This is a genomic window from Streptomyces sp. NPDC040589, assembly GCF_055594445.1.
Window position 1 is genome coordinate 429,183 of the sequence record NZ_JBVIWP010000003.1, and the last position, 25,427, is coordinate 454,609.

A 25,427-nucleotide genomic window follows, 5' to 3' on the forward strand; every position below is an offset into this window, starting at 1 on the left:
TACCGACCTACTTCGAAGGGTGCCTCCCGTGGCCTCCTCCCGCCCCGCGCTCATCGCCCTCACCGCCCTCGCTCCCGTCTCCTGGGGCACGACCTACGCCGTCACCACCGAGTTCCTCCCGGCCGACCGCCCCCTGTTCACCGGGCTGATGCGCGCCCTGCCCGCCGGACTGCTGCTGCTCGCCCTCGCCCGGGTGCTGCCGCGCGGTGCCTGGTGGTGGAAGGCGGCGGTGCTCGGCGCGCTGAACATCGGCGCCTTCTTCCCGCTGCTGTTCCTCTCGGCGTACCGGCTGCCCGGTGGCATGGCGGCGGTCGTCGGCTCGGCCGGGCCGCTCTTCGTGGCCGGCCTCGCGGCGCTGCTGCTCGGGCAGCGGCCGACGGTACGCACGCTGCTGACCGGGGCCGTGGCCGCGTTCGGCGTCAGCCTCGTCGTCCTGCGCGCGGCCGGGGCGCTGGACGCGCTCGGCCTGCTCGCGGCCCTCGCCGCCACCGTCTCGATGTCCGCCGGAACCGTCCTCACCCAGCGGTGGGGGCGCCCCGCCGGCGTCGGCCCGCTCGCCCTCACCGCCTGGCAGCTGACCGCGGGAGGCCTGCTCATCGCACCGCTCGCCTTCCTGGCCGAGGGCGCGCCGCCGGTGCTGGACGCCCGGGCGGCCGGCGGCTACCTCTACCTCGCCGTCGCGAACACGGCGGTCGCCTACTGGCTGTGGTTCCGCGGCATCGGCCGCCTCACCGCCACCCAGGTCACCTTCCTCGGCCCGCTCTCCCCGCTGACCGCGGCCGTCGTCGGCTGGGCGGCGCTCGGTCAGGCGCTGACGCCGGTACAGCTGGTGGGCATGGGGCTGGCGTTCGGGGCGACGGTGGCGGGGCAGATCGGGGCTCGGCCCACGCCGCCGCGGCATGTCGCCGCGGCGGTGCGGAAGAGGGCTGAGCGACCCGGACACCCCCCACTGCCTCTCGATGCGCTCGGAGCGGACCGTGAACCCTTTCCCGTCCGCCGGGCAAGTACGGGTGAACGCTGACCCTCTCACCCACGACACCCCACGGACCGTCCATGACTGATGCACCGTGTCGCCCTTCAGCAGAAGGCGATACCGCGGACGACGACGCCGCTCTGATCGCGGCGTCCCTCGAGGAACCGGAGCGCTTCGCCGTGTTCTTCGACCGGCACGCGCCCGCCATCCACCGGTACGTCGCCCGGCGGCTCGGGCGGGACGCGGCCGATGACGTCACAGCGGAGACCTTTCTGACGGCCTTCCGGATACGCGAGCGGTTCGACGCGGAGCGGGCCGGTGTGCGGCCCTGGCTGCACGGAATCGCCGCCAAGCAGATCAGTCGGCACCGCCGTGAGGAGGTCAGGGCTCTGAAGATCCTTGCCCGCACCGGCAGCGACCCGGTCGCCGAGAGCTGGACCGACTCCGCGGACGACCGCGTCGCCGCACAGGCCGTGTCCCGGCCCCTGGCCGAGGCCCTGGCCAAGCTGTCCGCAGGTGACCGGCACACCCTGCTGCTGTTCGCCTGGGCCGACTTCACCTACCAGGAGATAGCCCAGGCCCTCGACATCCCCGTAGGAACCGTACGGTCCCGGCTCAACCGGGCCCGCAGGAAGCTGCGCGCCGTGACGGAGGCGCACGGTCCGGTCCTCGAACCCCGTGTACACGAAGGTGACCCCGCATGAACGAGCTGACCGCGCTCGGTGAACTGCGCGCCGACGCCCCTCTGCCCGACAGTGATCGCCTCGCCCCCGCTCGGGTCCGGGTCACCGAGGTGTTCCGGGAGGAAGCCCCGGGCGGCGTGCGGCATGCCCTCCCGCGTCGCCGGGTCGTCCTGGTGGGCGTCGCGGCGACCGCGGCCCTCTCCGTGACCGGCGGCATCGTCGCGACCTTCCCCGGCGACACCCCCGCAGACGCCCCCGCCGGCCGTCAGCTCCTGTCGGCGCGGGCCTCCGCCGCCGCCCTCGAACTGGCCGCGGCGACCGTGGAGAAGACGCCGGTCGTCGAGCCCGAGCCGAAGCAGTGGGTGTACGAAGAGACCACGGTCTTCGTCCAGGGCAAACCGCAGAGCGCGGAGTCGTGGACCCGCTGGGACGGCACAGGCCACGCCAGGCTGCCCGGCATTCCTCCGTCGGGCCCCGTCTCGGACTTCGACCCGAACGAGCTTCAGGTCTGGTACGGGCCCAACCAGGAGGAGAAATGGAAGAAGGAGGGCTACGACGACCGGTCCCAGCGGCAGTTCTGGCGCTTCCTCGTCACCCTGCCCGGCGACCCGGACCGCATGATGCGGCGCATCCGTGAGGAGCACGCCATCGGCGACATCGAGGGCGAGACGCCCGCGGAACGCGACTGGCGGGAGATCCACGTCCTCTACCGTTCCGTGCTCATCCCGTCCAACGTCCAGGCGGGGCTGTTCCGGGCGCTGGCGAAGATCCCGGACGCCCGCGTCACGAAGGGCGTCAGGGATCCCCTCGGCCGTGCGGCGATCAGCGTCAGCGTCCACTACGCCGAGCGCACGGCGTCGGGCGCCCAGGGCACGCAAGAGATCCTCTTCGACCCGAAGACCTACGCCTACCTCGGCGAGGCCGAACACGCCGCGCCGATCGAACCGACCAGGGGGCAGACGCTGCCCAGCCCGTCCGGCTACGACTCCGCCGCGATGGTCAGCGCCCGCGCCGCCTGGGGCGTGGTGAACAAGCCTGGCGCACGCCCCTAGCGGCGCACGGCGGGGAGCGGGCGTCCGGCACGGGGGTGCGGGCGCCCGGCACATGAAAAGGGGCGCCCGGCACATCGCCGGGCGCCCCTCAGCCGTACCCGCTGCCTACTGGCCGGCCGCCGCGTCCGCCTGCTGGGCCCGCAGTGCGCGTTCCACGCCCGCGCGGGACTCCGAGACCAGGCGCCTGAGGGCCGCGTTCGGGGCGGCCGCGGTCAGCCAGGCGTCCGTCTTGTCCAGGGTCTCCTGGGAGACCTGGACGGTCGGGTAGAGGCCGACGGCGATCTGCTGGGCCATCTCGTGGGAGCGGGACTCCCAGATGTCCTTGACCACCTCGAAGTACCGGTCCGCATACGGGGCGAGCACCTCACGCTGGTCGGTCTGGACGAAACCGCCGATGACCGCTTCCTGCACGGCGTTCGGCAGCTTGTCGGAGTCGACGACCGACGCCCACGCCTCCGCCTTGGCCTCCTCGGTCGGGCGGGACGCCCGGGCGGTGGCGGCGTGCCGCTCACCGGCGGCCGTACGGTCACGGTCGTACTCGCCCGCGATCTCCGCCTCGTCGAACCGGCCGACCGCGGCGAGCCGCTGCACGAACGACCACCGCAGCTCCGTGTCGACGACCAGGCCCTCGACGGTCTGCGAGCCGTCCAGCAGCGCGTCCAGCACGTCCAGCTGCTCGGGCGTGCGAGCCGTCGCGGCGAACGCGCGCGCCCACGCCAGCTGGTGGTCGCTGCCCGGCGCCGCCGCCCGCAGATGGGCCAGCGTCGCGTCGGTCCAGCGGGCCAGCAGCGCCTCGCGGGCGGCCGGGTCGGCGTACAGGTCGATCGCCAGCTTCACCTGGCGCTGCAGCGACTGCACCACGCCGATGTCGGACTCCTTGCCGATGCCGGACAGCACCAGGGCCAGGTAGTCACGGGTCGCGAGTTCGGCGTCGCGGGTCATGTCCCAGGCCGACGCCCAGCACAGGGCGCGCGGCAGGGAGGACTGGAAGTCGCCGAGGTGCTCCGTGACGACGGCCAGGGACCGCTCGTCCAGGCGGACCTTCGCGTACGACAGGTCGTCGTCGTTGAGCAGGATCACGGCCGGGCGGCGCTTGCCCACCAGCTGCGGTACGGCCGTCAGCTCGCCGTCCACGTCCAGCTCGATGCGCTCCTCGCGGACCAGCTTGCCGCTCTCGTCGTCCAGTTCGTACAGGCCGACGGCGATGCGGTGCGGCCGCAGGGTCGGCTCGCCCTTCGCGCCCGTGGGCAGGGCCGGGGCCTCCTGGCGGATGGCGAAGGACGTGACGACGCCGTCGGCATCCGTCTCGATCCGCGGGCGCAGAACGTTGATGCCGGCCGTCTCCAGCCACGCCTTCGACCAGGCCTTCAGGTCACGCCCCGAGGTCTCCTCCAGGGCGCCCAGCAGGTCGGAAAGGCGCGTGTTGCCGAACGCGTGCGCCTTGAAGTACGCCTGCACACCCCGGAAGAACTCGTCCTCACCGACGTAGGCGACCAGCTGCTTCAGCACGCTCGCGCCCTTGGCGTACGTGATGCCGTCGAAGTTGACGAGCACGTCGTCCAGGTCGTTGATCTCGGCCATGATCGGGTGCGTCGACGGCAGCTGGTCCTGGCGGTACGCCCACGTCTTCATGGAGTTGGCGAAGGTGGTCCAGGAGTGCGGCCAGCGCGACTCGGGGTGGGCCGACTGGCAGGCGATCGACGTGTACGTGGCGAACGACTCGTTCAGCCACAGGTCGTTCCACCACTCCATCGTCACGAGGTCGCCGAACCACATGTGGGCCAGCTCGTGCAGGATGGTCTCCGCGCGCACCTCGTACGCCGCGTCCGTCACCTTCGACCGGAACACGTACTGGTCGCGGATGGTCACCGCGCCCGCGTTCTCCATCGCGCCCGCGTTGAACTCCGGCACGAACAGCTGGTCGTACTTCTCGAACGGGTACGTGTAGTCGAACTTCTCCTGGAACCACTCGAAGCCCTGCCGGGTCACCTCGAAGATGGCGTCCGAGTCGAGGTACTCGGCGAGCGAGGGACGGCAGTAGATGCCGAGCGGGACGGACTGGCCGTCCTTCTCGTACACGCTGTGCACGGAGTGGTACGGGCCGACGATCAGCGCCGTGATGTACGACGAGATGCGCGGCGTCGGCTCGAACGCCCAGACGTTGTCCTGGGGCTCCGGAGTGGGCGAGTTGGAGATGACCGTCCAGCCCTCCGGCGCCCTCACGGTGAACTGGAAGGTCGCCTTGAGGTCCGGCTGCTCGAAGCTCGCGAACACCCTGCGGGCGTCCGGAACCTCGAACTGGGTGTAGAGGTAGGCCTGGTCGTCGACCGGGTCGACGAACCGGTGCAGGCCCTCACCGGTGTTGGTGTACGCGCAGTCGGCGACCACCCGGAGGATGTTGCGGCCCTGGAGCAGCCCGGGCAGGGCGATCCGGGAGTCCGCGAAGACCTCGGCGGGGTCGAGGGAGTCCCCGTTCAGGGTCACCTCGTGCACGGCCGGGGCGACGAGGTCGATGAACGACTCGGCACCGTTCTCGGCGGTCACATCGAAGCGCACCGTGGTCACGGACCGGTAGGTGCCGCCCTCCTGCGCGCCGGAGAGATCGAGCTCGATCTCGTACGAGTCAACGGCGAGCAGCTGCGCCCGCTGCTGCGCCTCTTCGCGGGTCAGGTTTGTGCCAGGCACGCGGTCATCTCCTCGTCATGGGTGGGTTGCGCCATCCTTCCACGGCAGCTTCGCATCGGGCGACGACTGGGGCGTCTCCTAGGGATACCGTGCCTGGAGACTGAGCGGGAGTGAGTCCTGTTCCCAGAACCCATGCTCAGCCACGTGCCCCGAACGGTGTTGGGCACACTGGTTCCCCGCTTTCGCTCCGCACCCGGCGTCGTCGGATCGTGTCCGTGGTCCGGGAATGCGGGGGCGGGGTTCCTCACGCCCCTGGGTGCCCGGTCCGGCCTGGGCGGTCCGATGCCCATGACGATCGCTCCGGTCGTCATGGGGCGGTGCCGTCCGTCGCCGGATCGGGTGCCCGAGGGCGCGCCTTCCGATGCACTCAACCGCCAACAGCTCACAACCCCTCGAGCGGGTACGGGCGAACTCCCGTACCGCCGCCGTCTCCCCGCCCCGGTCCCGCACCGAACCGGCGGCCGCACGGGCAGCCGTACGGGCCGGGCGCACCGGGGGAGGGCGACGTCCGGAATCCGCCGGTCCTCCGGGCCCGCGCGAGCGAGCCTGATGAGTATGACGACGACGAACTACAGCGCACTGCCCATCACCCCGCGCGCCCTCAAGGACCTCCGCACGACGGACGACGCGGGCCGACCCACCACCCCGTTCACCGACGCCGAGGGCGGAGCACCGCTCCGCTGCTGCCTGCGCCGCGCCGAACCGGGCGAGCGCATCGCCCTGGTCTCGTACGCCCCGCTGCGCCGCTGGGCGTCGGAGCAGGACGTCGACCCGGGCGCCTACGACGAACAGGGCCCGGTCTTCATCCACGCCGAGGAGTGCGGGGGGCCGGACACCGACGCCCTGCCCTTCACCAACAGCCACCGCACGGTCCGCCGCTACTCGGCCGCGGGGCGCATCCTGGGCGGTCGGCTGGTCGTCGGGGACCCCGCCGCCTTCGACGAGGCCTTCAGGGAAGCATTCGACGACCCGGCCGTGGAGCTGGTCCACGTCCGGGCCGTCGAGTACGGCTGCTTCTACTACGAGGTGCGCAGGCCCTAGCTAGCCCTTCAGCTCCGCCGCCACCAGCTCCGCGATCTGGATCGCGTTCAGGGCCGCGCCCTTGCGGAGGTTGTCGTTGGAGAGGAAGAGGGCCAGGCCGTTGTCCACCGTCTCGTCGCGCCGGATGCGGCCGACGTAGGAGGGGTCCTGGCCGGCGGCCTGGAGGGGGGTGGGGATGTCGGTGACGACGACGCCCGGGGCGTCCGCCAGCAGCTCCGTCGCCCGCTCGGGGGAGATCGGCCGGGCGAAGCGGGCGTTGACCTGGAGGGAGTGGCCGGAGAAGACCGGGACGCGCACGCAGGTGCCGGAGACCTTCAGCTCGGGGATCTCCAGGATCTTGCGGGACTCGTTGCGGAGCTTCTGCTCCTCGTCGGTCTCGTTCAGACCGTCGTCGACGATGTTGCCCGCGAGGGGCAGCACGTTGAAGGCGATGGGGCGCTTGTAGACGCCCGGCTCGGGGAAGTCGACCGCCGCGCCGTCATGGGTGAGCTGGTCGGCGTCGGCGACGACCTTCTGCGTCTGGCCGTGCAGCTCGGCCACGCCCGCGAGACCGGAACCGGAGACCGCCTGGTACGTGGCGACGACCAGGGCCTCCAGGCCCGCCTCGTCGTGCAGCGGACGCAGGACCGGCATCGCGGCCATCGTCGTGCAGTTCGGGTTGGCGATGATGCCCTTGGGGCGGTCCTTGATCGCGTGCGGGTTCACCTCGGAGACGACCAGGGGCACCTCGGGGTGCTTGCGCCACGCGGAGGAGTTGTCGATCACGACGGCGCCCTGGGAGGCGACCTTTTCGGCCAGCGCCTTGGAGGTGGCACCGCCCGCGGAGAACAGCACGATGTCCAGGCCGGTGTAGTCGGCGGTCGCCGCGTCCTCCACCGTCACACCGTCCAGCTCCGAGCCCGCCGAGCGGGCCGAGGCGAACAGGCGCAGCTCGGTGACCGGGAAGTTCCGCTCCTTGAGGATCCTGCGCATGACCGTGCCGACCTGTCCGGTGGCTCCGACGATTCCGACCCTCACGGTGACTCCCTCTCCTGCGTCTCTTCACATGCTCGTTGCTTGGCCGAGGCTTTTCCATCATGCGGCCGACCACGGCCCATCTGTCCACTTCTTTCCCCCGGCAGTCCGGTGAGTGGGACGACATGTCCCGCTCCTCGGTTGCGGACCTGCGGTGTCAACCGCTCTGAGCTGGAGAAATTCGTTCGACAGGGGTCGTGCGCCGCAAGCTCACCTGCCCCTCCCTTCCTCCGCCACACGGGAGTGTGACGTATACCTCTGTCGCCCTGCCGGAAATCCTTCGGAGGACGACCGAACGTTCCGGGCCGGGCCGGCGTCGTAGGAGAAACACGGCGAGGGGGTGGCTTGTGCTGCTGCGCGGAAGGGCCCGGCGGGGCCGGGAGACACCGCGGGCCGATACCGGCGACGATCCGCGGAGCGCGGCTGATCCGCTGGACGCGGCACAGGAACGCCGGGTGCGGGCGGTGCTCGCGCTGGGCGGGGTGCCGCAGGCGGACCTGCCGGACGGGGTGCAGCAGGTCCGCCTGCGGCTGCTGGAGCGGGCCGCGAGCGGGCGGGAGGCGCCGCGGGACGTCTCGGCGTGGGCGGCGGTCGTCGCCTCCAACCTGGCCATGGACTGGCACCGGGCCAAGCGCCGCCAGGAGCGGCTCGGGGAGCGGCTGGCCGCCCTGCGCCAGCCGGCGGCGCACCCCTCCGGCGAGGACACCAGCGTGCTGTCCGTCGCCGTCGCCCAGGGCCTGGACGAGCTGCCCGACGCCCAGCGTCAGGTCGTCGTCCTGCGCTTCTACGCCGATCTGCCGGTGCGGTCCATCGCCGAGCAGCTCGGCGTCCCGGAGGGCACGGTCAAGAGCAGGTTGCACACGGCGGTACGGGCTCTGCGCGTCCGCCTGCACGAGGACGAGGTGGTGTGACATGACCGCCCGGAACGAGACCAACGAGAACAACGAGAACAACGAGAACGATGCCGCCGGGCGTGACGGCAGTGACGGTTGTGGCGGTGCCGAGTACGACGGCATGGACGCGCTGATGGCGGCGATCGTCGGCGACCCCGTGCCGGAGGGCGCCCGCCGGGACGCCGACTACATGGCGGCCCACCGCGCGGCCGCGACCGACGTCGCCCTGCTGCGGGAGCAGCTCACGCTGCTGGGGGACACGCTGGCGCACGGCGACGAGGCCCGGCTTGAGACTCCGGGGGAAGCGGCAGACCCGGCGGGGCGAACCGTGGCGGCCGGGCCCACAGCAGGCCCGCGGGCTGCCGCGCACGGCGCCGGGCCGGGGGCGGCCGCCGACGCGTCGGTGAAGGCGCTGCCCGTGCGGGGCCAGGAGGACGGGCCGAAGCCTGGGCCGGGGACTGATGTCCGTTCGCGGCATGGCCAGGCGACTGGTACCGGTTCGCTGCCCGGGCAGGAGGCCGGAGTCCGTTCGCTGGCCGCGCGCCGCAACCGCCCCCGGCCCCTCTCCCTGGCCCTGCGCGGCCTCGTCGCCGCCGCGGCCGCCACGGTCGTCGTGGGCATGGGCTGGCTCGTCGTGCAGGGCGGTGTCGGGGCCGGTGCCGGGGACGACTCGGCGGGGAGCTCGGCCGCCGACACCGCGGCGAGTCCGCAGCACGGCAGCGCCAAGCTCGGTCACGCCGGCTATCTCGCCTGCGCCCGGATCGTCGTCGAGGGCACCGTCGCCGAGGTCGAACCGGTCGCCGGCACCGGGCAGGACCGCGTCACCCTCGACGTGGAGCGCTCCTACAAGCCCGCCAAGGGCCAGCAGCGGGTCGTCTTCCCGATGGGCGAGGACGTCGACCCCCGGCTGCGGCCGGGCGATCACGTCCTCGTAGGGATCACGGGCGGGCAGGCCGCACCGGACCTGTGGAGCGTCGGAGAGAGGGAGATCGCCCGCGAACGGGCGTGGATCACCGCCGCCCTGCCCGAGTCGCGCACGATCCCCTGCCCGTAGAGGCGCATGAAGAAGGGCGGGCGCCCGTACGGACGCCCGCCCACAAAGACCGTCAGCCGCTGTTACGGCACGACCTTCTCGATCTTCACGCTGCCCAGGCCCGCGACCGTGCCGCGCGCGTTGACCAGCTGGACCTGCCCGAAGAACTCACGCCCCTCGGGAGCGGCCGCCGCGGCGGTGACGCTGCCCGAGACCGTGGCCGACGCGCCCGTGCCGAGCTTCACCGGCGCCGAACCGTCGACGCCGACGCTGCCGAGGGACGGGGAGAAGAACACGTCCTGGTAGTCGTAGGCGGTGGCGCCGGCGGGCACCGAGTAGCCGACGACCTCGACGGTGTACTTGCCGGCGGCCGGGGAGGGGATGGAGACCGACTCCTCCGAGTCGCCGTCGGCGGAGCTGCCGACCTGCGTGCCGGCGGCGTTGTAGACCGCGAGGTCCAGGTCCGCGGCCGTGTCCGAGACACCGCCGATGGCGACGTCCAGGGACTTCGCGCCCGCGGGCACCTCGACCGTCGTGGTCTGCGTCTCACTCTGCTTGATCGACGGACGGGTCGTCTTCGCCGAGCCGAGCGGGCCGCCCACCAGCTTGCCCTCCAGCGCGGCGAAGCCGTTCGTCACCTTCCAGGAGGCGGCGGCCGGAGTGCCGACCTTCGCCTCGGGCACGGTCACGGTCTCCGGGTCGAAGGCCGCGCCGAGCACGGCGACATCCAGCTTGTACGGGTTGTCGAGCAGCGGCGACGTACGGCGGGACTCGACCTCGATCTCCCACACGCCCGGCTGCGGGTTCGCGTACGAACGCAGGTCGGGGCGGCAGGTGTTGGCCGGGTTGGCGTAGTTCGGGTAGCAGTTGATCGTCGACGTCGGGTCGGACGGGACGCCGTACGGGTGGATGGAGATGAACCGGGTCTGGCTCTTGTCCTTCAGCCCGCTCATCGCGACCTCGAGCGTCTTCGCGCCCTCGGGCACGGTGACGTAGTAGTGCCGCGAGCTGTTGCGCTGCACCGAACCGGAGGCGGAGTACGTGTACTTCAGCGGCTCGGCGGCGACGACCGTGTTCAGGACCTGCCTGTCGATGCCCTCGGTCTTCGGGTCGTCGACCTCCAGGATCGCGCTCTTGATCCCGGCGGACTTCGGCGCGGCCTGGACCTTGACGGTCACCGGCTGGTTCAGCGGCAGCCTCACCTCGTCGGAGCCGACGATGCGGAACGTGCCGCCCGCGTTGTTCTCGAAGTGCAGCTCGTGCCGGATCGCCTTGTCGGCGCCGGACGTACGGGTGACGGTGACCTCGTAGGTCTTCTTCTGGCCGGCCTTCAGGCCGCCCTCACGGTCGTAGAGGCCCGTGCCGAAGCCCGGGGTCTTCAGGAACTGGTCGATCGCGGTGTCGACCGGTGCCTTCACCGTGTAGGCGTGGGAGGTGGCGTCGTCGCGGATCGAGTCCCAGGCGTCCTCGATGTTCATGAGGCCCGCGCCCTCCTCGTACGCCTGCACACCCTTGATGTGGTCGGCGGTCGAGGTGAGGGCCGTGCGCAGGGTCGCCGGCGTGAGGTCGATGTCCTTCTGCTTCGCGGCCGACAGCAGCAGCGCGGCGGCACCGGCGGCCTGCGGGGAGGCCATCGAGGTGCCCTGGAGCATGCCGTAGCCGGCCGGCAGGGTGTAGCCCGCCTCGGCGACCGGGGCGCCCGGCATCCAGGTCTGGATGGTGTTGATCGCGGCACCCGGGGCGACCAGGGTCGGCGTGAAGCCGCCGTCCTCACGCGGGCCGCGCGAGGAGAACGGCATCAGCGCGTACTTCTTCTCCACGACCGAGCCGTAGTTGGCGGCCCAGGTCTCCTTGGAGACGGACGCGCCGACCGAGATGACCTTGTCGGCCAGGGCCGGGTCGCCGATGGTGTTGGTGCCGGGGCCGGAGTTGCCCGCGGAGATCACCAGCTGGACGCCGTACTCGTCGATCAGGCGCGTGTACAGCTCGGCGCGCGCGTTGTTGCCGTCGTTCAGCGCCGGCAGGCCGCCGATGGACATGTTGACGATGTCGACGCCGCGCTTGGTGACGAGGTCGATCATGCCCTCGGTGAGCGCGACGTTGGTGCAGCCGCCCGACCAGGTGCAGGCGCGAGAGGAGACCAGCTTGGCGCCCGGAGCCGCGCCGTCCATCTTCCCGCCGAACAGGCCGTTCGCGGCGGTGATGCCGGCGACGTGCGTGCCGTGCTCGGACTCGATGACACCGATGTTGACGAAGTCGGCCTTCGCGCCCGACGCGGTGACGACGTCCTTGCGGATCTCGACGACGAACGGCTGCCGCTCGGCGATGTCGGTGGCCGGGTTGTCGGCGCCGAAGTACCCGATCTGGAAGCCGTCCTTGTACGGCTTCATCGCGGTGTCGTCACCGAAGTCGTTGTTGTTGTTCAGGTCGACGCGGACCGTGCCGGACGCGGCGTCGTACAGCACGCCCCAGGCGTCGGTGGCGTCGCCGTCCCGGTTGGCGTCGCCCGCCGCGTCGCCGCCGGTCGTGTACGACTCCAGGAAGGTGCTGACCCGGTAGGAGCCCGCCGGGGCCGTCCAGGTCTTCCCGCCGTAGGTGAAGGTGGGCCCGGACACGGAGGTGGTCATCGGGCGCCAGGTGCGGTCGCCGTCGACGACCGGGTCCGTCGCCGTCACCCAGTCGACGATCTTCCGCTCGCCGGTGGTGGTCTTCTGCAGCGCCGGGTGGCCGAGGTCCACGCCGGAGTCCAGGATGCCGATGGTGATGCCGCGGCCGTCCGCCTTCGGGTGGTCCTCGACGAAGTCGACCGCCCCCGTCTCGAAGGACGGGTTGTACGGGTTCTCGGCGGGGGTCTTCTTCCCGGGCGCCGGGTACGTCCCCTTCGCGGCCTCGGCGCCCTTGGCGGCGTCCGCGCTCGGCGTCGGGTCGTCCAGCGGGATCTCCTCGCGCAGGTCGATGCCGTGCACGGAGGAGAGCTTGGCGGCGGCGGCGATGGCCGAGTCCGCCCGGGAGGTCGGGACGGTGGCGCGGACGTAGCCCAGCTTGTCGTCGGCCCGGCCCACCGTGCCGCCCTTGACCGCGTCCAGCTGCCCGGCGACCTGCTCGGTCTTCCCGGGCGCGGTGGCGATCATCATCGTGACGGACTTGTCGCCGTCGGCCTTGGCCTCCGCGAGGAGGTCCGCGTCGTCCGAACCGAGCTTGTCGGGCGCGGACTTGACGTCCGGGTCGGCGGGGGCGGAGGCGCCCGGGCCGTCGGCGGCGAAGGCCAGGGGGATCGGCCCGGCCGCGGAGAGCGCGGCGACGAGACCGGCGGCCACGGCTATGCGCGCCACGCGTCTCGGGCCCGATATCGGGTCGCGCTGGGGGGTGAGGGTCATCGGCATCCCTTGTTGGGTAAAGGAACGAGCGGGAACGACCAGGACCGATCGACCCTGGTCGCAACGGTCCGAACGCGAGCCCGGACGATCGCACAGCTTTGCGTAAGGGCACGCTCTTTGGGGACTGTTGACCGAAACGAGATGGATGTATGGGGAAAACCCGCGATGCGTTTTGCGGGCATGAGTCCTGAAGACGGCGAAATCGGTTAACGTCCCGGAGTGCGAGAGAAGTTGAGGGTGGCGGCCTACGCCGTATGCGTCCGCGACGGACAGATCCTGCTCGCCCGCTCACCCGCCCAGGACGGCACCCCCGAGTGGGTCATGCCGGGCGGCGGCATGGAGCACGGCGAGGATCCCTACGACACCGTGCGACGGGAGGTGGAGGAGGAGACCGGGTACCGGATAGAAGTGACCGGACTGCTCGGCGTGGACTCCTCCCACCGCGTCTTCCGTGACGGCTTCGGACGCCCCGTCGACCATCACGGCGTCCGGTTCGTCTACGAGGGCCGTATCACCGGCGGCGAACTGCGCAACGAGGTGGGCGGCTCCACCGACCTCGCCGCCTGGCAGGACCTGGACGCGGTGCCCGGACTGGCCCGCATCGGGCTGGTCGACACGGCGCTGCGGATGTGGCGCGAGCGGCCCGTCACCGGACGGCTGGCAGAGGCCGTGGAGTAGCTGCAGTACCCAGGAAGATGAACGCCGAGTGACCGACTCCGGGCCGTTCCCGGAGCGGTCGTCGACGCGCGGGGTAGTCCAAGATCCACGTACGGTGATCGGCGCTGCCCGTTGCCACCGCGTTTACGCGCAGGTCATTCCCCGAGCCAACGATCCAGTGTGAGCGGGGTGTTCGTCTGACGAACGCCCCGCGACCACTGCCGACGCGTTCGTACTCGGGGAGAGAAGCGCATGTCGCGCACACGCTCAGTCGCAGGCTCCGGCCAGGGCATCCACCGTCGTTCCGTCCTTGCCGCCGGCGGCGCGGTCGCCCTCTCCGCGGGCGTCGGCTACGCCCTGCGGCCCAGCGACAGCCAGGCCGCCACGGCCAAGGAGGCGACCGAGGCGGTAGCGGCCTCCTCGCGCCAGGCGCCGGCCGCGCCGCTGGCCCCCTACACCAAGGGCACCACCCTCGCCTCCGTCGCCGCCCCGCGCGGCAGCGGTGGCTCCGGCTATCGGCGCCTTGGTGACGGGCCCGGCTGGCAGCGGGTCGTGCGCTCCGACCTGGCCGCGCCCAAGTCCGGCCGCGCCGGGCGGCGTACCCCGCTCGCTGCGTTCGTGCAGCTCACCGACCTGCACATCATCGACGCCCAGCACCCGCTGCGCCTGGAGTACCTCCGCTCCGCCGACATCCACGCCTGGCGGCCGCACGAGGCGCTGACCGTGCAGGGCGCCATCGCGCTGGTGGAGCGGATCAACGCGCTCCGGGGCGCCCCCGTCACCGGCGCCCCGCTGCACTTCGCCATGACCACCGGCGACAACACGGACAACAACGCCAAGTCCGAGCTGGACTGGTTCCTGAAGATCATGAGCGGTGGGCGCATCACGCCCAACACCGGGGACCCGCGCCAGTACGAGGGCGTCCAGAACAGCGGCCTCAAGCAGTACTGGCAGCCGGACGCCGCGGTCCGCGACAGCGACAAGCAGGTCGGCTTCCCGAAGCTCGACGGCTTCTTGAAGGCCGCCGTCCGTGAGGTCCGCAGCCCCGGCCTCAACCTGCCCTGGTACTCCACCGTCGGCAACCACGACTCCCTGCCGATGGGCTGCTACGCCTCGCACGGCGACTCCTACCTCACCGAACTCGCCGTCGGCGGCAAGAAGCTGATGGACGTGTCCGCGGCGGAGGCGCAGCAGCTCCAGGCGCAGATCAAGAAGGCCCGGGACCCCCAGGGCGTCCGCTACCACGACTTCCTCAAGTCCCACGCCCGCTCCATGCGCTCGGTCACGCCGGACGAGAGCCGCGCCCCCTTCACCCAGGCCGAGTACCTCCAGGCCCACCTGGACCCGGCCCACCGCGGCATCGGCCCGGCCGGTCACGGCTACTCCTCCGCCAACCTCGACTCGGGCACCCAGTACTACGCCTTCCGCATCTCCGACGACGTCATCGGCATCAGCCTGGACACCACCGACGCGGGCGGCCACTACGAGGGCTCCCTCGGCACGACCCAGATGAAGTGGCTGGAGAAGACCCTGCGGGAGAACAAGGACTCCCACGCGGTGATCTTCAGCCATCACACCAGCAAGACGATGACGAACCTCCGCAGCGACCCGGCCCGGCCCGACGAGCGCCGGCACGACGGCCAGGAGGTCCTCGCCCTCCTCGGAGGCCACCGCAACGTGCTCGCCTGGGTCAACGGCCACATCCACAAGAACGTCATCACCCCGCACTCGATGTCCGGCGGCGGCACCTTCTGGGAGATCTCCACCGCCTCCCACGTCGACTTCCCCCAGCTCGCCCGGGTCATCGAGCTGACCGACAACAAGGACGGCACGATCTCGCTGTTCACCACGCTGGTGGAGTCCTCGGCCCCGCACCGCACGGACTTCTCCGACCTCTCCCAGACCGGCCTGGCGGCCCTCTACCGCGAGCTGTCCCTCAACGCCCCCGGCGCGAACGCGAACCTCGGCGGCGACCCGGAGGACCGCAACACCGAGCTGGTGCTCAAGAAGGGCTGATTACCGCTCAACCGTCCGGACCCGGTCAACCCGGGCCGCGGGGCCGAGGTCCCACCCCCTGACAGAGATCGATGTGACAGGGGGAAACGGGGACATGAAGAGACACCTGCGTACAGCCCTGACGGCGGCGACGGCCGTGGCCCTGACGGCGGCGCTGGCCGCCCCGGCGCTCGCCGCCCCGTCCGACGGGGGTCATGACGCGACCCGGCAGGCGGTACGGGCCGCGGTCGCCGACGGCGTGCCGGGCGTGACCATGACCGTGCGGCGGGGGCACGGCACCTGGGCTGCCACGGCCGGAGTCGGCAACACCCAGACGGGCAAGCCGCGTTCGACGGCGGACCACTACCGCGTCGGCAGCATCACGAAGACGTTCGTCGCGACCGTCGTCCTGCAACTGGAGGCGGAGGGGAAGCTCTCTCTCGACGACACGGTGGAGAAGTGGCTGCCGGGCCTGGTCCGGGGCAACGGTTACGACGGCCGGAAGGTCACCCTGCGCCAGCTCCTGAACCACACCAGCCGCATCTACGACTACGTGGAGGACACTGGTTTCCAGCAGAAGTACATGACCGCGGACGGCTTCATGAAGCACCGTTTCGACGAGGCGACGCCCGAGGAGCTGCTCGCCTTCGCCATGGCGAACGAGCCGTATCCCGAGTCGGGCGAGGGCGAGCCGTTCAACTACTCCAACACCAACTACGTCCTGGCCGCGCGGGTGATCGAGAAGGCCACGGGCAGCGACGACTACGGCGACGAGATCGAGCGCCGGATCATCGCCCCCCTGCACCTGACCTCGACTTCGGTCCCCACCACCCGGGTCACCCTGCCCCGGCCCAGCAGCCGCGCCTACTCCAAGCTGGCCAAGACGAAAACGGGCCCGACGTACGACGTCACGGAACTGAATCCGCGCGTGGCCTACGGCTCCGGCCAGATGGTCTCCAGCTCGGCCGACCTGACCCGCTTCTACTCGGCCCTGCTGCGGGGCCGGCTGCTCTCGCCCGAGCAGCTGAAGGAGATGAAGACCACGGTCCCCTCCGGCGGGGAGTCCAGCCGCTACGGCCTGGGGCTCAGCCACCGCGAGCTGAAATGTGGCGTCCACGTCTGGGGTCACGACGGCGGCTCCTTCGGCTCGAACTCGGACGCGGTGACGTCCGACGACGGCCGGCACTCCCTGGCCGTCAACTTCAACGGCGACTGGTCGGGCAGCACCGACGCGATCATCGAGGCGGAGTTCTGCGGCAATTAGCCGCCGCTACGCCTGCTCTTCCCGGCCGACGTGGGTGAGGAACGCCTTCCACGCGGCCGGGGGGAGGAGCAGGGCCGGGCCGGTGGGGGTTTTGGAGTCGCGGATGGCTATGGAGGGGGAGGGGGTGAGGTGGGCTGCTTCCAGGCAGTTCTGGCCGGGGTCGCTGTACGAAGACTTGAACCAGGACTGGGCGGAGGCGAGTTCATGCGCGGCAGGGTGCGTGGGCATGGTCTACAGCTCTCGTGGTAGTCGGTGCAGGAAGTCGGGAGTGTCCTCGGGCGGCAGGGCTGATGCTGTCATGGCCTCAAACCGACGGATGAAACGGTCGACCACGCGCCGCTTGTCCGAGGTGTGGGTGGCCCCCCACGGACTGTCGATCTGGACGCGCGGCGGCAGTTCGTCCCCGAGGTCGAGGATCGCGAAGTCGTTCGTCGAGCGATAGCCGGGGCGGAAGGGCAGTACCTGGATCGTGATGTGCTCCCAGCCCGACATCTTCTCGATCCTCGTGTACTGCTCGCTCATCACCTCGCACCCTCCGACCGGGTACCGAAGAGCGGCTTCCCCGAGGATGACGTGCAGCTTGACGGGGCTTTCACGGGTGAGTACTTCCTGGCGCTTCATCCGTAGCTCAACGCTACTGCGTACGAACTCCGCTGTGGTGTCCTCGATCGGCTTGTGAGCCTCCAGGAGAGCGCTTGCATACGGTTGCGTCTGGAGCAGGCCGTAGACCAGGGTCGGGTGATACACCTTCATGCTGCGGGATTCGGGCTCGAGCCCGACGAACGCAGGCATCCCGGCGGGCATGAGCCCTCGGTACTGGGTCAGCCAGTCCTGCTGATTGGACTCCTTGTTGAGGCTCATCAGCGACTCGATGACGTCCTCGTCGGAGACCCCGTACTTGTCCAGCAGCTTCCGTAGATCACCGATGTTCCGGAAGTTCAGCGCGCCCTGCTCGATCCGCAGCAGCGAGGCCTCGGAGATACGCAGCCCTTGCACCGCTTGCTTACGGGTGAGCCCGCCCCCTCGATCACCGAGGCCGCAGCTCTCCCGTAACTGGCGCAGTTGCAATCCCAGTCCGCCCGCTGTGCCGTTGCTCGTCGCGAACGCGGTGCTGCACGGCAAGGTCGTGGGACACGAACTGTGGTTGCGGCAGGCCGTGCTGGAGGACGGCCGGCTGTCCATCGAGGTCTCGGACCCGGTACGGGTGTTTCCGGAGGTCAGGGAGTGGGCGGGAGGAGAGACCGGCCGGGGTCTGGTGGTGGTGTCCCGCATCGCCGAGGAACTGGACTGGTTCCTGCGCGCGGAGGTCGGCAAGACGGTGCGGGCACGCCTTGCGGCCGGTAGGTGACACAACTGTCGGGGCCGCCCCCGGAGCGTGATCGGAGCGTCTGGGCGCTCTCGAAGAGCATGACCCCAGGCGGGCCGAGTCGCTGGTGGCCGATGTGCCCCGATCGCCGGGCCGTGCGGCATCCGGCTGGTGAGACACCCGCTCACGTTTCGAGAAGTGGGCCGGACCTTCCATACCTCGGCTGCCTGGCTACGAATCCCTGGTGAGGCAGAGCACGCGACAGTCGGCAGTCGAGGGGGTCCTCATGACGGGACAGCGGCTCCAGGAGGCGGTCAAGGGCCTCGTGGAGGAAGCCCGGCCCTGCGCGGCGCCGCCGGATCCAGCGACATCCGCTGCCGCGGAGCGGTTCGCCGCGCTGCTGGCGGAGGTCGCGCACCTGGACGAGGTGCGGGTCGACAGCGACTTCTTCGATGATCTCGGTGCCGACTCCCTGGTGATGGCGCACTTCTGCGCGCGGGTGAGGAACCGGCCGGAGCTGCCGGCGGTGTCGATGCGCGATGTCTACCGGCATCCGACCGCAGGCGGACTGGCGGCCGCGCTGGTCGACAGCACCCCGCCACCACCCGAATCCGGGGCGCGCAGCCCATCGGGACTGCCCGCGGCCCCGGTACCGGCACCGGCGCCGCCGACCGGCCGCCCGCACCGGGTGCTCTGCGGGGCACTCCAGCTGCTGGCCTTCCTCGGCTATGCCTTCCTCCTCGCGGCCGTCGCCGCCCGGGGCTACGAATGGATCTCCGCGCAAGGACACCTGCTCGACGCCTATCTGCGGAGCGTCGTCTTCGGCGCCGCGCTGTTCGTCGTGCTGTGCGCCCTGCCCGTGGTCGCCAAGTGGGTGCTGATCGGCCGGTTCACGCCACGGCGGTTCCGCGTCTGGAGCCTCACCTACTTCCGGTTCTGGCTGGTCAAGACGCTGATCCGGTCGAGCCCGCTGGTCCTGTTCGCCGGATCGCCGCTCTACCCGCTCTATCTGAGGGCCCTGGGCGCGCGGATCGGCACGGGGGTGACGATCCTTTCGCGCAGCGCCCCCGTCTGCACCGATCTGCTGACCGTCGGTGACGGCGCACTCGTCCGCAAGGACGCGCTGCTCAGCTGCTACCGCGCGGTCGACGGTGTGATCGAGACGGGGCCGGTCACCCTGGGCCGGGGCGCGGTCGTCAGCGAGGTGACGGTGCTGGACATCGGGACCCGGCTGGGGGAGGGGTCCCGGCTAGGGCACGCGTCCTCCCTGCACACCGGCCAGACGGTTCCCGACGGCGAGCACTGGCACGGCTCTCCGGCCCAGCCCGCGGACGGGGCGTTCCCGGAGGTGGAGCCCGCCCGGTGCGGCACTCCACGGCGAGCGGTGCACGGCTTCCTGACGCTGCTCACGGCGCTGCTGGTGTATCTGCCGCTGGCGGTGGGCTGCCTGGACGTGCTGCTCTCCCGGATGCTGGAGGGATCCGCCGTACTGAAGGGCGGGGCGACGGTGCTCTGGGTCGACCTGCTGGTCGTCACGGTCGTCCTCTTCTTCGGCGGGGTCCTCGCCGCTCTGGTGGTCCTGGCCACCGTCCCCCGGCTGCTGGGCAGGCTCGTCCCGCCCGGCCGGACGTACCCGCTCTTCGGCTTCCGCCACACCGTGCACCGGACGATCGTCCTGATGACCAACAGGAAGTCCCTGACCCGGCTGTTCGGCGACAGCAGCTGCATCGTGCATTACCTGCGCTGGATCGGCTATCGGCTCTCCCCGGTGGAGCAGACCGGCTCCAACTTCGGCACAGGGGTCAAGCACGAGAGTCCCTTCCTGAGCAGGGTCGGCACCGGGACCATGGTCGCGGACGGGCTGTCCCTGATGAACGCCGAGTACTCCAGCACCTCCTTCCGGCTGTCGCAGACCGCGATCGGGGCGCACAACTTCCTCGGAAACCGGATCGCCTACCCGGTCGGCGGCCGGACCGGCGACAACTGCCTGCTCGGTACCAAGGTGGCGGTCCCCGTCAGCGGGCCGCTCCGGCACGATGTGGGACTTCTCGGCTCGCCCTGCTTCGAGATCCCGCGGTCGGTGGCGCGGGACAGCACCTTCGACGAGCTCAAGGAGGGGAACGGTTTCGGCCGCCGTCTCGCGGCCAAGAACCGGCACAACGTCGTGACCATGGCATGGCACCTGCTCACGACATGGCTGTTCTTCTTCTGCGTCGTCCTGCTCTTCGCGCTCGCCGCGAGCCAGTACCCGGTGTGGGGCACGGCGGTCCTGGCGCTCGCCAACGCCGTCGTGCTGCCGTTCACGCTGCTGTACTTCGTCCTCCTCGAGCGGGCCGTCACGGCCGTGCACCCACCGGAGCCGCTGTTCTGCTCGATCTACGACCGCCGCTTCTGGCGTCGTGAGCGGTACTGGAAGGTCCCCTCCGAGACATACATGCACATCCTCGACGGCACGCCGTTCAAGAGTGTCGTATGGCGGCTGCTCGGCGTCCGGATCGGGGCGCGGGTCTTCGACGACGGCTGCGCTGTGACCGAGCGCCCCATGGTCCGGATCGGGGACGACTGCACCCTCAACTCGGGCAGCGTCCTGCAGTGCCACTCGCAGGAGGACGGCACGTTCAAGTCGGACCGCAGCGCGCTCGGTGCCGGCTGCACCCTCGGCGTCGGAGCGTTCGTGCACTACGGCGTGAGCGTCGGGGACGGCGCCGTGCTGGCGGCGGACTCCTTCCTCATGAAGGGCGAGACGCTCCCCGAGCACACCCGCTGGGCGGGCAATCCGGCCCGCCCGGCCCTCGACGAACGGGACGAAAGGGAAAGGGGAGGTGCGCGGTGATGGCAGCGACAGCGACCGAGGCCCGCGTCCCCGGAAGCGACAGCCGTGCCGACGGCGGTTTCACTGCCGTACCCCGATGGGCGCGGGATCCGATGCCCGGCACGGGGGAGCACATCAGCCGCGTCCCCGGCGAGGTGACGGCGGCCCTGCGGGCACGGGCCCGTGAACTCGGCGTGCCGCTCACCGCGACCCTCCTCGCGGCCCACGCGAAGGTGCTCGCCCTGCTCTCCGGCGACCCCGAGGTGCGCAGCGGCTACCTGGCCCCGGGCCGGACCGCGCCGCTGCCCTTCGAGATGGCGGTCGGGCCCGGCACCTGGCGCCGACTGGTGCTGGACGCCCGGCGGGCCGAGGCGGCGGCGCTGTCGCCCGGGACCGGCTCACCGTCCCCGGCCGGCGGCCCCGAGGCGGTGTTCGCCCCCGCGGGGCACGAGGGCGACGTCCCGCCAAGAAACGACGGCGGTGTGCTGCTCGGCGTTGCGGCGGGCGAGGAGGACGGCCGGCTCGTGCTGCGCCTGCGGCACCGGACGGACCTGCTGGACGCGGACTGTGCCGCCCGGATCGGGGGATACCACCGCGCCGCGCTGGAGGCGATCGCCACCGACCCCGACGCCCGCCACGACCGGGGCAGCCTGCTGTCCGCGGACGAACTCCGGTTCCAGCTCCACGGGCTGGCGGCGGGGCCGCGCCGTGCGCTGCCGGACCGCCGGTTCCACGAGCTGTTCGAGGAACGGGTGCGTCGGAATCCGGACGCCGTCGCCGTGGTCCACCAGGGCAGCGGCCTGACGTACGCGGACCTCGACACCCGGGCCAACCGGGTGGCCCGGTCCCTGCTGGCCGAGGGGCTCGGCCCGGAGGACACGGTCGCCGTGGTGACCGAGCGCGACCTCCACTGGGCGGCCGGCGTGCTCGGCGTCCTCAAGGCCGGCGGCGTGTACCTGCCCGTCGACCCGCGTCACCCGCCCGGCCGCATCGGCGCGATGCTGACCCGCGCCGACTGCTCGTACGTCCTCACCGAACCCGGCAGCACCTCTCGGCTGGACCGGGCGCTCGCGACGCTGCCCGGAACCCGGCGGCTGCTCGTCCCGGACCTCACCGAGGGGTCCGCCGACGGAACGGACCTCGGCCTGGACATACCGGCGGACCGGCTCGCGTACGTCTTCTTCACCTCCGGCTCCACCGGGGAGCCCAAGGGCGCGCTGTGCGAGCACGCCGGTCTGCTCAACCACCTGTACGCCAAGATCGACGATCTGGGCATCGGCGAGGGCACCGTGGTGGCGCAGACGGCCTCGCAGTGCTTCGACATCTCGCTGTGGCAGCTGCTCGCCGGGCTGCTGACAGGCGGGCGGACCCTGCTGGTCGAGCAGGACGCCATCGTCGACGCGGACCGGTTCCTGGACCGGATCGCCGAGGGACGCGTCAACGTCCTGCAGGTGGTGCCGTCCTATCTCGACGTCATCCTGTCCGCGCTGGAACGCGTCCCCCGGGACCTGCCGGACCTGCGGTGCGTCTCCGTCACCGGCGAGGCGCTGCGCGGTGAGCTGGTCCAGCGGTGGTTCGCCGGCGGACCCGCCGTACGCCTGGTCAACGCCTACGGGCTGACCGAGACGTCCGACGACACCCACCACGAGGTGATCGACCGGTCGCCCGCCACCGACCGGATCCCGCTCGGCCGGCCCATCGCCAACGTCCACCAGTACGTCGTCGACGAGAACCTGCTCCCCGTGCCGCTCGGCGCGCCCGGCGCCATCGTCTTCTCCGGGGTGTGCGTCGGCCGCGGCTACGTCAACGACGCCGAGCGCACCGCGCTCGCCTACCTGGAGGACCCCCACCGTCCCGGCCAACGGCTGTACCGGGGAGGCGACTTCGGCCGCTGGCGGCCCGACGGAAAGCTGGAGTTCCTCGGCCGCCGGGACGCGCAGGTCAAGATCCGGGGGTTCCGGGTCGAGATCGGCGAGGTCGAGAACACGCTGCTGCGGGTGCCCGGCGTCACGGACTGCGCGGTCGTGGTGACCGGCGCGGAAGGGCACGGCCGCCAACTGGCCGCCTTCTGCACGAGCGAGGGCGCGGTGACCGCCGAGGACCTGCGGGAGCGGCTCGCGGACCTGCTCCCCGCGTACATGGTCCCGGCGTCCTTCCACCGGCTGGAGCGCCTGCCGCTCACCGCCAACGGCAAGACCGACCGCAGGGTGCTCGCGGCACTCGCCGAGGACCTCGGCCCGGCCCGGGACTCCCACGGCGCCCCGCGGACACCGTCCGAACGGCGGCTCGCGGCGGAGTGGGCCACGGAACTCGGCCTGCCGCCCGGACGGATCCGCCGCGACGACAACTTCTTCGATCTGGGCGGAACGTCCCTCTCGGCGGTACGGCTCGCGGTCTCGCTGGACCGGGTGATCTCCCCGCGCGACCTCGCCGGCCGCCCCGTACTGGCCGACCTGGCCCACCTGATCGACACCCGCACCGGCGGAGAACCGGGACGACCGTGACAGACACGAGCAGGACGAGACACGAGAGGGAGATCGACATGCTGTCGGCACTCTTCCGCAAGAACAGGGCCACCACGACAGAGGCCCCGGGCAGCCTTCCGGTACTCGACGCGGAAGACACCGTGGACACCACGGACGCCGTCGACGCGGCGGCCTGGGCGGCTGCCCGGCGCGGCGCGCTGCGCGAACTCGTCGCCGAGCACGGGGCGGTCACCGTCCGGGGCCTCGGCCTGCGCACCCCGGCCGACGTCGAGTCGGTCCTCCGCCGGGTCGCCGAGCGCCCCCTGGCCGAACGCGAGGCCTTCGCCGCCCGCGACCGCCACGCGGACGGCGTCTACTCGTCGTCGGCCTGGCCGCCCAGCCAGCCCATGTGCATGCACCACGAACTCAGCTACGCCCTCGAGTGTCCCGGCCTGCTGCTGTTCGCGTGCCTGGAGCCGCCCGTCGAAGGCGGTGCCACCGCCCTGGCCGACGCGACCGCCGTGCTGCACGCGCTGCCCGCCGACCTCGTCGACCGCTTCGCCCGGGAGGGCTGGCTGCTCACCAGGGCCTACAACGAGGGGATCGGCGCGACACTCGGCCAGTCCTTCGGCACCGACGACCGCGGCGAGGTCGAGGCCTACTGCCGCGCCCACGCGATCGACTGGTCCTGGCAGCCGGACGGTTCGCTGCGGACCTGGCAGCACCGGCACGCCGTTCTGCGGCACCCGGTCTCCGGCCGGCCCTGCTGGTTCAACCAGATCGCGTTCCTGAACGAGTGGACGATGGCGCCCGAGGTCAGGGAGTTCCTGATCGAGGAGTACGGGCCGAACGGCCTGCCCTTCAACACCCTGTACGGCAACGGCGATCCGGTGCCCCCGGACGTCGTCGAGCAGATCAACAAGACCTACGAGGCCCACACCGTACGCCGGGCCTGGCAGCGCGGGGACCTGATGCTCGTGGACAACATCCGCACCGCCCACAGCCGGGAGGCGTACCGGGGGCCGCGGAACGTCGTGGTGGCGATGGCCGACCCCGTGCGTCCCGGCCTTCCCGGACCGCAGAGGGGGAGTGAAGCGGCATGACCACCGTGCACACCGTCCCGCGGACCACCCGGGCGGACGCCCCGGTGGTGCCGTCCTTCGCCGTCATCCCCGGAAACCAGGTCAAGGAGGTGCTCCAGGGCCGTGAGAAGACCGTGGTGGAGGTCGTCGAGGCCACGTACCGCCTGCACGGCGCCGGCCGTACGGTCAATCCGCCGTCCTCCTTCCTGCGCTTCCCTGACCGGCCGACGGCACGGATCATCGCCCTGCCCGCCTCGCTCGGCGGCGAGGGCGGCGAGGGCGGGGTGGACGGCCTGAAGTGGATCTCCAGCTGCCCCGCCAACGTCGCCTCGGGCATCCCCCGGGCGTCCGCCGTCCTCATCCTCAACGACCCCGTCACGGGCTACCCCTTCGCCTGCATGGAGAGCTCGATCATCAGCGCCGCCAGGACCGCCGCGTCCGCCGCGTCGGCGGCCGACCGGCTCAGCAGGGGACGGCCGCGCCCGGCCCGGCTGGGGTTCGTCGGGGCGGGTCTGATCGCCCGTTACATCCACACCTATCTGGAGGGCACCGGCTGGTCCTTCGACGCCATCGGCGTGCACGACCTGTCCCCCGACAGCGCCGCCGGTTTCCGCACCTACCTGGAGCAGTCCGGGGCCGTCGGACGCGTCACCGTGCACGGCAGCGCCGAGGAACTGATCCGCCTCAGCGACCTGATCGTCTTCGCCACGGTCGCCGACCGGCCGCACATCACCGAGCCGTCGTGGTTCCGGCACAACCCGGTGGTGCTGCACGTGTCGCTGCGCGACCTCGCACCCGAGGTGCTGCTCGGCGCCACCAACGTCGTCGACGACATCGACCACTGCCTCCGGGCCGCCACCTCACCGCACCTCACCGAACGCCTCACCGGCAACCGCGACTTCCTGCTCGGCACGCTCGACGACGTGATGGCCGGCCGTGTGACGGTCCCCGCCGACCGCCCGGCGGTCTTCTCACCGTTCGGCCTGGGCGTACTGGACCTCGCGGTCGGCGGCTACGTCTACGACGAGGTGGCCCGGTCCGGCGGACTGCGGGTCATCGACCACTTCTTTCACGAACTGAGCCGGCACGGCTGAG

General features: G+C 71.4%; 19 protein-coding genes and 1 pseudogene. 14 read left to right on the plus strand and 6 right to left on the minus strand.

Features of this window, described 5'->3' with window-relative positions; all coding sequences use genetic code 11:
* The first annotated feature begins 28 nt into the window (after window positions 1–28).
* Genes ACZ58V_RS14490 through ACZ58V_RS14500 form a run of 3 tightly spaced genes read left to right on the plus strand, consistent with a single transcriptional unit; the run spans window position 29 to window position 2,708 of the window.
* Window positions 29–1,021 carry an EamA family transporter gene (locus ACZ58V_RS14490; RefSeq protein ID WP_471290220.1) on the plus strand — a complete coding sequence of 331 codons (993 nt, stop codon included), beginning with the start codon at window positions 29–31 and terminating at the stop codon, window positions 1,019–1,021.
* Between the two features lie 32 nt (window positions 1,022–1,053).
* Window positions 1,054–1,677, plus strand: a complete 624-nt coding sequence (locus ACZ58V_RS14495; protein WP_189723684.1) for an RNA polymerase sigma factor — start codon at window positions 1,054–1,056, stop codon at window positions 1,675–1,677.
* Window positions 1,674–2,708, plus strand: a complete 1,035-nt coding sequence (locus ACZ58V_RS14500; RefSeq protein WP_189723683.1) for a CU044_5270 family protein — start codon at window positions 1,674–1,676, stop codon at window positions 2,706–2,708. The genes ACZ58V_RS14495 and ACZ58V_RS14500 overlap by 4 nt, the downstream gene beginning before the upstream one ends.
* A 105-nt stretch (window positions 2,709–2,813) precedes the next feature.
* Here ACZ58V_RS14500 and pepN read toward each other — a convergent pair whose 3' ends face one another.
* Together pepN and ACZ58V_RS14510 are read right to left on the minus strand one after the other, a co-directional pair.
* Complete coding sequence (gene pepN / locus ACZ58V_RS14505) at window positions 2,814–5,393, minus strand: aminopeptidase N (RefSeq protein WP_471290221.1); 2,580 nt, start codon at window positions 5,391–5,393, stop codon at window positions 2,814–2,816.
* A 78-nt stretch (window positions 5,394–5,471) separates the two neighbouring features.
* Window positions 5,472–5,762 (minus strand): annotated as a pseudogene (locus ACZ58V_RS14510) (hypothetical protein); the annotation flags it as partial.
* A gap of 186 nt (window positions 5,763–5,948) precedes the next feature.
* Between ACZ58V_RS14510 and ACZ58V_RS14515 the strand changes: the two are divergent.
* Window positions 5,949–6,434 (plus strand): DUF1203 domain-containing protein, encoded by a 486-nt coding sequence (locus ACZ58V_RS14515; protein ID WP_468189838.1) that lies wholly within the window; start codon window positions 5,949–5,951, stop codon window positions 6,432–6,434.
* Here ACZ58V_RS14515 and ACZ58V_RS14520 read toward each other — a convergent pair whose 3' ends face one another.
* The gene (locus tag ACZ58V_RS14520) at window positions 6,435–7,451 is read right to left on the minus strand and encodes an aspartate-semialdehyde dehydrogenase (RefSeq protein ID WP_399024032.1); all 1,017 of its coding nucleotides are present in this window, start codon (window positions 7,449–7,451) and stop codon (window positions 6,435–6,437) included.
* Between the two features lie 347 nt (window positions 7,452–7,798).
* Between ACZ58V_RS14520 and ACZ58V_RS14525 the strand changes: the two genes are divergently transcribed.
* Window positions 7,799–8,359 (plus strand): sigma-70 family RNA polymerase sigma factor, encoded by a 561-nt coding sequence (locus ACZ58V_RS14525; protein WP_471290686.1) that lies wholly within the window; start codon window positions 7,799–7,801, stop codon window positions 8,357–8,359.
* Between the two features lies 1 nt (window position 8,360).
* Window positions 8,361–9,395: a hypothetical protein gene (locus ACZ58V_RS14530; protein ID WP_471290222.1), complete on the plus strand. Its 1,035-nt coding sequence runs from the start codon at window positions 8,361–8,363 to the stop codon at window positions 9,393–9,395.
* A gap of 62 nt (window positions 9,396–9,457) precedes the next feature.
* Here ACZ58V_RS14530 and ACZ58V_RS14535 read toward each other — a convergent pair whose 3' ends face one another.
* The gene (locus tag ACZ58V_RS14535) at window positions 9,458–12,751 is read right to left on the minus strand and encodes a S8 family serine peptidase (RefSeq protein ID WP_471290223.1); all 3,294 of its coding nucleotides are present in this window, start codon (window positions 12,749–12,751) and stop codon (window positions 9,458–9,460) included.
* 219 nt (window positions 12,752–12,970) lie between these two features.
* Here ACZ58V_RS14535 and ACZ58V_RS14540 point away from each other — a divergent pair, with 219 nt between their 5' ends.
* The 3 genes from ACZ58V_RS14540 to ACZ58V_RS14550 all read left to right on the plus strand — a co-directional run bounded on the left by ACZ58V_RS14540 (window position 12,971) and on the right by ACZ58V_RS14550 (window position 16,667).
* Window positions 12,971–13,429, plus strand: coding sequence for an NUDIX hydrolase (locus ACZ58V_RS14540; protein WP_468189830.1), 459 nt, complete (start codon window positions 12,971–12,973; stop codon window positions 13,427–13,429).
* Window positions 13,430–13,660: 231 nt separating this feature from the next.
* Entirely contained in the window at window positions 13,661–15,424 is a 1,764-nt protein-coding gene (locus tag ACZ58V_RS14545; RefSeq protein WP_468189828.1) for a TIGR03767 family metallophosphoesterase, read from the plus strand.
* A gap of 94 nt (window positions 15,425–15,518) precedes the next feature.
* Window positions 15,519–16,667: a serine hydrolase domain-containing protein gene (locus ACZ58V_RS14550; protein ID WP_471290224.1), complete on the plus strand. Its 1,149-nt coding sequence runs from the start codon at window positions 15,519–15,521 to the stop codon at window positions 16,665–16,667.
* Window positions 16,668–16,673: 6 nt separating this feature from the next.
* On the opposite strand, the gene ACZ58V_RS14555 is transcribed toward ACZ58V_RS14550, so the two are convergent.
* On the minus strand, window positions 16,674–16,895 hold the full coding sequence (locus ACZ58V_RS14555) for a DUF397 domain-containing protein (protein ID WP_471290226.1): 222 nt from the start codon (window positions 16,893–16,895) through the stop codon (window positions 16,674–16,676).
* Between the two features lie 3 nt (window positions 16,896–16,898).
* Entirely contained in the window at window positions 16,899–17,789 is an 891-nt protein-coding gene (locus ACZ58V_RS14560) for a helix-turn-helix domain-containing protein (protein ID WP_471290227.1), read from the minus strand.
* Here ACZ58V_RS14560 and ACZ58V_RS14565 point away from each other — a divergent pair.
* From ACZ58V_RS14565 to sbnB, 5 genes are all read left to right on the plus strand, one after another.
* On the plus strand, window positions 17,758–18,015 hold the full coding sequence (locus tag ACZ58V_RS14565) for an ATP-binding protein (RefSeq protein ID WP_468189820.1): 258 nt from the start codon (window positions 17,758–17,760) through the stop codon (window positions 18,013–18,015). The two genes, ACZ58V_RS14560 and ACZ58V_RS14565, sit on opposite strands and share 32 nt — an antisense overlap.
* A gap of 244 nt (window positions 18,016–18,259) precedes the next feature.
* Window positions 18,260–20,806 (plus strand): Pls/PosA family non-ribosomal peptide synthetase, encoded by a 2,547-nt coding sequence (locus ACZ58V_RS14570; protein ID WP_471290228.1) that lies wholly within the window; start codon window positions 18,260–18,262, stop codon window positions 20,804–20,806.
* Window positions 20,806–23,289, plus strand: coding sequence for a non-ribosomal peptide synthetase (locus ACZ58V_RS14575; RefSeq protein ID WP_471290230.1), 2,484 nt, complete (start codon window positions 20,806–20,808; stop codon window positions 23,287–23,289). The genes ACZ58V_RS14570 and ACZ58V_RS14575 overlap by 1 nt, the downstream gene beginning before the upstream one ends.
* Before the next feature lie 38 nt (window positions 23,290–23,327).
* Window positions 23,328–24,353, plus strand: coding sequence for a TauD/TfdA family dioxygenase (locus tag ACZ58V_RS14580; protein ID WP_468189814.1), 1,026 nt, complete (start codon window positions 23,328–23,330; stop codon window positions 24,351–24,353).
* A complete protein-coding gene (gene sbnB, locus ACZ58V_RS14585) occupies window positions 24,350–25,426 on the plus strand; it encodes a 2,3-diaminopropionate biosynthesis protein SbnB (RefSeq protein ID WP_471290232.1) in 1,077 nt (358 codons plus the stop codon). The genes ACZ58V_RS14580 and sbnB overlap by 4 nt, the downstream gene beginning before the upstream one ends.
* The last annotated feature ends 1 nt before the right edge of the window (window position 25,427 follow it).